The sequence below is a fragment of the Rhodoferax ferrireducens genome (assembly GCF_049302455.1).
GTDB classification, from domain to species: domain Bacteria; phylum Pseudomonadota; class Gammaproteobacteria; order Burkholderiales; family Burkholderiaceae_C; genus Rhodoferax; species Rhodoferax ferrireducens_B.
Map to the genome: position 1 here is coordinate 1 of NZ_JBAQMD010000047.1, position 4033 is coordinate 4033.

At 60.4% G+C, this 4033-nt stretch carries 4 protein-coding genes; all 4 read left to right on the forward strand.

What is annotated here, in order from left to right; translation table 11 throughout:
* On the forward strand, positions 1 to 761 hold a 761-nt coding region (locus tag WA157_RS08590), incomplete at its 5' end, for a transporter substrate-binding protein (RefSeq protein ID WP_422620543.1).
* A gap of 104 nt (positions 762 to 865) precedes the next feature.
* Positions 866 to 2446 carry an urea ABC transporter permease subunit UrtB gene (gene urtB, locus WA157_RS08595; protein WP_422620544.1) on the forward strand — a complete coding sequence of 527 codons (1581 nt, stop codon included), beginning with the start codon at positions 866 to 868 and terminating at the stop codon, positions 2444 to 2446.
* Entirely contained in the window at positions 2443 to 3546 is a 1104-nt protein-coding gene (urtC, locus tag WA157_RS08600; RefSeq protein ID WP_422620545.1) for an urea ABC transporter permease subunit UrtC, read from the forward strand. Before urtB ends, urtC begins: the two co-directional genes overlap by 4 nt.
* Positions 3543 to 4033 (forward strand): ATP-binding cassette domain-containing protein (locus WA157_RS08605; protein WP_422620546.1); only part of this gene is annotated, 491 nt, incomplete at its 3' end. The genes urtC and WA157_RS08605, both read left to right, overlap by 4 nt.

The window sequence follows — 4033 nt, forward strand, 5'->3', positions numbered from 1 at the left end:
GTTGGGTCTTGCTGGGCACCGACTATGTGTACCCCCGCACCACCAACAAGATTTTGCGCGCCTACCTGAAATCCAAGGGCGTGAAAGACACCGACATTGATGAAAAGTACACGCCGTTTGGCCACTCTGATTACCAGACCATCGTGGCTGACATCAAGAAGTTCTCCGCCGGTGGCAAGACCGCTGTGGTGTCCACCATCAACGGTGACTCCAACGTGCCGTTCTATAAAGAACTCGGCAACGCCGGCCTGAAGGCCAAAGACGTGCCCGTGGTTGCGTTCAGCGTGGGTGAAGAAGAGCTGCGCGGCGTCGACACAAAACCGTTGGTAGGCCACCTGGCGGCCTGGAACTACTTCATGTCGATCAAGAACCCGACCAACACCGAGTTCATCAAGAAGTGGACCGCGTATGCCAAGGCCAAGAACCTGCCCGGCGCTGACAAGCCTTTGACCAACGACCCGATGGAGGCCACTTACATCGGCATCAACATGTGGAAGCAGGCGGTTGAAAAGGCCAAGTCCACCGATGTCGACAAGGTCATCGCCGCCATGGCGGGCCAGACCTTCAAGGCGCCGAGCGGCATCGTGAGCAAGATGGATGAGAAGAACCACCACCTGCACAAGTCGGTGTTCATTGGCGAAGTCAAGGCCGACGGCCAGTTCAACGTGGTCTGGAAGACCCCCGGCCCGGTCAAAGCCAAGCCCTGGTCGCCCTACATCGAAGGCAATGCGGGCAAGCCGGATGAGCCGGTGAAGAAGTAAGTCTAGAAAGGTCTTAACGCTGTCACACAGCCCGAGGTGAGGACTTGCGGCCTCACCTCGGGCTTTTCATGTGAACAAACACAACCTACTGAGAGAGTCTGTCAATGCTTGGCCATTTGATCCGATTGACGGCATTCGCTATATTTTTAATAGCTGGTAACGCACATTCCATAACGGCGGACGAGGCAAAAGCCATTGCATCCGGTGAAGCCGACGCGCGCATTGAGGCCCTGAACAAAGCGGTGGCAACCGCTGACGACAAAACGGCGGTCTTTCTGCAGGCCCTGTCAGACGACGCTGTCAAAGTGGCCGGTGACACAGTGCTCGTCATCAAAGACGGCAAGGGCTATGACCCGGTGAGCGGTGCTGAAGTGCCCGTGCCCGACGACGCCGAGGACGTGATGAACAACAACCGCATGCGCGGCGAGCTGGACTCCGCTCTGGCCGCGCTCAAGCTGTTTTCCAAAGACGAGAAAACCCGCATCGCCGCCATCAAGCAGTTGCAGAGCGACGCGGACGAAACCAAATTGCCGCTGATCGAAAAGGCTTTTGCAGCCGAGAAAAACGCGCAGATCAAGGAGCAACTGGGGCTGGTGCGCGCGGCGGCCTTGCTCAACAGCGCCGACAAAGCCAAGCGCCTGGAAGCCGCCAAGCTGCTGAGCTCCAGCACGCAGGCCAACACCAAAACCGTGCTGCTGGCGCGGCTGGCGCTAGAGACCGAGCCGGACGTCAAATCAGCCTTGCAGAACACCTTGCGCCAGGTTGAGGCTTCATTGGCCTGGGGCGACAGGCTGGGGGCCATCTTCAGCGGCATCAGCCTGGGCAGCATCTTGCTGCTGGTGGCGCTCGGGTTGGCGATTACCTACGGCCTCATGGGTGTCATCAACATGGCGCATGGCGAGCTGATGATGATTGGCGCTTACGCCACCTACGTGGTGCAAACTTTGTTTCAAAAATACCTGCCCGGTGCCTTTGACTGGTATCTGCTGGCCTCGGTTCCGGTGGCCTTTCTGGCCTCGGCGCTGATGGGGGCTCTGCTTGAACGCAGCGTGATCCGCTTCTTGTATGGCCGCCCGCTGGAGACCTTGCTGGCCACCTGGGGCATCAGCCTGATGTTGCAGCAGCTGGTGCGCAGTTTTTTCGGCGCGCAAAACGTGGGGGTGGAAAACCCGTCCTGGATGAGCGGCGGCGTGCAGGTGCTGGGCAACTTGTCGCTGCCCTTCAATCGGCTGGTGATCGTCGGCTTTGCGGTCTTTGTGTTGTTGGCGGTGGCGTGGTTGATCGGCAGAACGCGCCTGGGTTTGTTCGTGCGCGGCGTGACGCAAAACCGGCCGATTGCCGCCTGCATGGGCGTGAACACCGCCCGCATTGACACCTACGCCTTTGCACTGGGTTCTGGCATCGCCGGGCTGGCGGGTTGTGCTTTGAGTCAGGTCGGCAATGTGGGGCCGGACCTGGGGCAAGGCTACATCGTGGATTCCTTCATGGTGGTGGTGCTGGGCGGGGTGGGCCAGCTGGCGGGCACCGTGTATGCCGCCATGGGCCTCGGGATTTTGAACAAGTTTCTGGAGGGCTGGACCGGCGCCGTGCTGGCCAAGATTGCGGTGCTGGTGTTCATCATCATTTTCATCCAGAAACGTCCGCAAGGCATCTTTGCCATGAAGGGCCGGAGCGCCGAAGCATGAACAAGATCACGCGTGCAACCCGTAGCCCGGTGCTGTCCGGCAAAGGCTGGTCCGCCTTCATCGTCGCCCTGCTGGTGGTCTGCGCCGTGGCGCCCGCGCTCAATCTGCTGGTGCCCAAAGACAGCCTGTTTCACCTGAGCGACTATGCCGTGGCGCTGGTGGGCAAGATCATGTGCTATGCCATCTGCGCGCTGGCGATGGACCTGATCTGGGGCTACACCGGCATCCTGAGCCTGGGCCACGGCGTGTTCTTCGCGCTGGGTGGCTACGCCATGGGCATGTACCTGATGCGCCAGATCGGTCTTGAGGGCAACTACAAAAGCAATCTGCCCGACTTCATGGTGTTTCTGGACTGGAAGACGCTGCCCTGGCACTGGACTTTCAGCGACAGCTTTATCGCCACGCTGTTCCTGGTGGTGGCGGTGCCGGGACTGGTGGCTTTTGTGTTCGGCTACTTTGCCTTTCGCTCTCGTATCAAGGGTGTGTACTTTTCCATCATCACCCAGGCCATGACCTTTGCCGCGATGCTGCTGTTCTTTCGCAACGAGACCGGTTTTGGCGGCAACAACGGCTTCACCGATTTCAAGCGGATTCTGGGCATCCCGATTGCGACGCCCTCCATGCGCATGCTGCTGTTTGTGCTGACGGGCGTGACGCTGCTGGGTTTCTTCCTGCTGGCGCGCTGGCTGGTGGCCGCCAAGTTTGGCCGGGTGCTGCAGGCGGTGCGCGACGCCGAGACGCGCGTCATGTTCTCGGGCTATTCGCCCCTGGGCTACAAGCTCACCATCTGGACCATTTCGGCCATGATGTGCGGCGTGGCCGGCGCCTTGTATGTGCCCCAGGTGGGCATCATCAACCCGAGCGAGATGAGCCCGGCCAACTCGATCGAGATTGCGATCTGGGCCGCAGTCGGTGGCCGCGCCACGCTGATTGGCCCGATCGTCGGCGCCTTTATCGTCAACGGTGCCAAGAGCTGGCTGACGGTGGCCTACCCTGAGTTCTGGCTGTACTTTTTGGGCGCCTTGTTCATTGGCGTGACGCTGTTCTTGCCGGACGGCGTGGTGGGCCTGATCAGAAATCTGAAAGGGAACAAAGCATGACGCCTGATCTGCTGGAGGAGGGCGCCCGCCGGGCCAGGGCGCACGCACTGAAGACCGGGCACGGCAAGACCGAATCCGGTGGCCGTGCCGCCGGCTTCTCGCGCCTTGCCACGCCGGGCGAAGTGGATGTGACCCACGGCCGCATCCTGTACCTGGAAGACGTGAGCGTGAGCTTTGACGGCTTCAAGGCCATCAACAAACTGTCGCTCGATATTGCCCCCGGCGAGTTGCGCTGCATCATCGGGCCGAACGGCGCGGGCAAGACCACGATGATGGACATCATCACCGGCAAAACGCGGCCTGATGAGGGTCGGGTTTACTTCGGCAGCACCATCGATTTACTGCGTTACACGGAGCCTGAGATTGCGCAGTTGGGCATCGGGCGAAAGTTCCAGAAGCCCACGGTGTTTGAGCAACTCACGGTGTTCGAGAACCTGGAGCTGGCCCTCAAGACCAACAAGGCGGTGGCCGCCTCCCTGTTCTTCCG